Here is a 2,072-nt window from a genome sequence, read left to right as displayed (position 1 = left end):
AGAAAATACATCAATTTTGATAAGTAGAAATGGTAAAAACATTGTATAGCATTTTACACAGGAGTCTGGACTTGACTCACTTCCTTTATTATTTTTCATTTTTTTAAACTATTTAATACTAATGTCTTTTATAATAGCTTTTCATATATTATATAATCAATCTTTATAAGTCCTTTTATAAATTTCTTTTCTACCATTTTCGATAAATTCCTGTTTAATATTTTTAATTCCATAAACAATAGTTTCAATAGGATAATATTCTTCAACTATATCTTGATATTCTTTTGCTTTCTCAATATCTATATTTCCATACATTCTTAATATATCTTCTCCAAAATTTGTTCCTATTTCTTCTTCACTATCTTCAAGTAAGTATATAAAATCACAATATTCATCTATAATTCCAGAATCTCCAAAATCAATTATTCCAGTTAATCTATTATTGCCATCTAACAATAGATGATTACAACTAAAATCATTATGGCATAAACACTTTTTACCCTCAAAAACTGTTGTTGCATTTAGTCTTTCCATAAAACTTTCTATATAATCTTTTTCTATATCAGTTAAATCATTATAAATAGTTTCACGCAACAATATATACTCTTCTAATACATTTTGTTTATTATCAATAGTACATTCACTAATATCTGTATAATCTAAACCGTGCATTTGTCTTAAAAAACTGGCAATATCTCGTTTTAACAAATTTTGTTCTTCTTCTGACATAGTAGAATAAATTTCTGGTGTTAAAAAAGTTCCTTTAATTTCTTTATAACCTAGTATAGATAATTCATCACTAATATACGAATATTCAATATTAGGAATTTTTACATTAGTTTCTAAATTTGTATTTAAAAAATTATATATTGCTTTTTCTTTTGCATAACCTTTTTTCTTATTAGTACTAAATTTTGTTTTAAAAATGTATTCATTATTAACTAAATATGCCACACTATCATAACCACTACCGATTATTTCAATACTATCTACTTTGAAATTATCAAAGTAATGCTCAATTAAATATTTCATTGCCTTAACATTTGTGGCATTATCATCATATCTATATTCCATTAAATAACAATCTTCTTTTTTGCCCTCGTGTAATTCATGTTCTGGCAAATCTTCAATAATTCTAAAACCAGATTTTTGGTATGCCCTTATTGCTCTTGGATTATTTTTATGAGGGTCTAAAATAACTGCATTAGCATTTCTTTCTTTTTTCAAAAATTCAAAAATCAATTTAATATATCTTGTACCAATTCCTTTACTCCAATAATTTGGCTCTCCTATAAATTGATCCATACCATAGACTATCTCATCAGTTTTTGGATAATGATAATCAGTATATAACTCATCATACATTTTATATATTTGTCCATATCCAATAGGAACATTGTTATATTCAATAATTACTCTAAAAACTTCATCTTCCCAAGGCTCTGTATAATGTTTTTTTAATGATTCTAATGTATATTTTTTATCTCTACCACCATAAAATTCTAATACTCTTTCATCAGTTAACCATTTTAACATCAAAGGAAAATCATCATCTATTAAAGTTCTTATACATATTTCATTTTCAACTATATTCATTTATTTATCACCTTTTTCATAATCATATACATATACTATTTCATCTTTATAATCATTTTTACCACCTAATTTTTCATATACATGGCAAGCTCTAGGATTACCTTTATCAGTTATTAAAAACATTTCAGAACAACCAATCTCTTTAGAATATTCCTTAATAAAAGATAATAATTTTGAACCATAACCTTTGTCTTGATAGTTAGGTAACATTCCTATTGAGTGTAAATAAAACATTGTTTTTCCATCAGGTCTTAAAAGTGTATAGCAATATGCAAATCCTATAATTTTATTATTTTCTTTAGCTATAAACCCAAATGAACTGGTATCATTAAGAAATCCTTTTAAATTATCAATATCAAAAACCATATTATCATCAATTAAAACTTCTTCCATAAACTCAGTCAAGTCCAGACTCCTGTGTAAAATGCTATACAATGTTTTTACCATTTCTACTTATCAAAATTGATGTATTTTCT

At 24.7% G+C, this 2,072-nt stretch carries 2 protein-coding genes; both read right to left on the bottom strand.

Features of this window, described 5'->3' with window-relative positions; genetic code table 11:
• Positions 1 to 156: 156 nt before the first annotated feature.
• The gene (gene aph(2'')-Ia, locus KQI94_RS15800; protein WP_001028144.1) at positions 157 to 1,596 is read right to left on the bottom strand and encodes an aminoglycoside O-phosphotransferase APH(2'')-Ia; all 1,440 of its coding nucleotides are present in this window, start codon (positions 1,594 to 1,596) and stop codon (positions 157 to 159) included.
• Positions 1,597 to 1,989: a GNAT family N-acetyltransferase gene (locus KQI94_RS15795; protein WP_000393259.1), complete on the bottom strand. Its 393-nt coding sequence runs from the start codon at positions 1,987 to 1,989 to the stop codon at positions 1,597 to 1,599.
• Positions 1,990 to 2,072: the final 83 nt, after the last annotated feature.

It is taken from the genome of Enterococcus sp. S183_ASV_20, from assembly GCF_018919685.1.
GTDB lineage: Bacteria > Bacillota > Bacilli > Lactobacillales > Enterococcaceae > Enterococcus > Enterococcus faecalis.
Note: the sequence above shows the minus strand (reverse complement) of the source record. Positions and strands in the feature narration are given on the sequence as shown.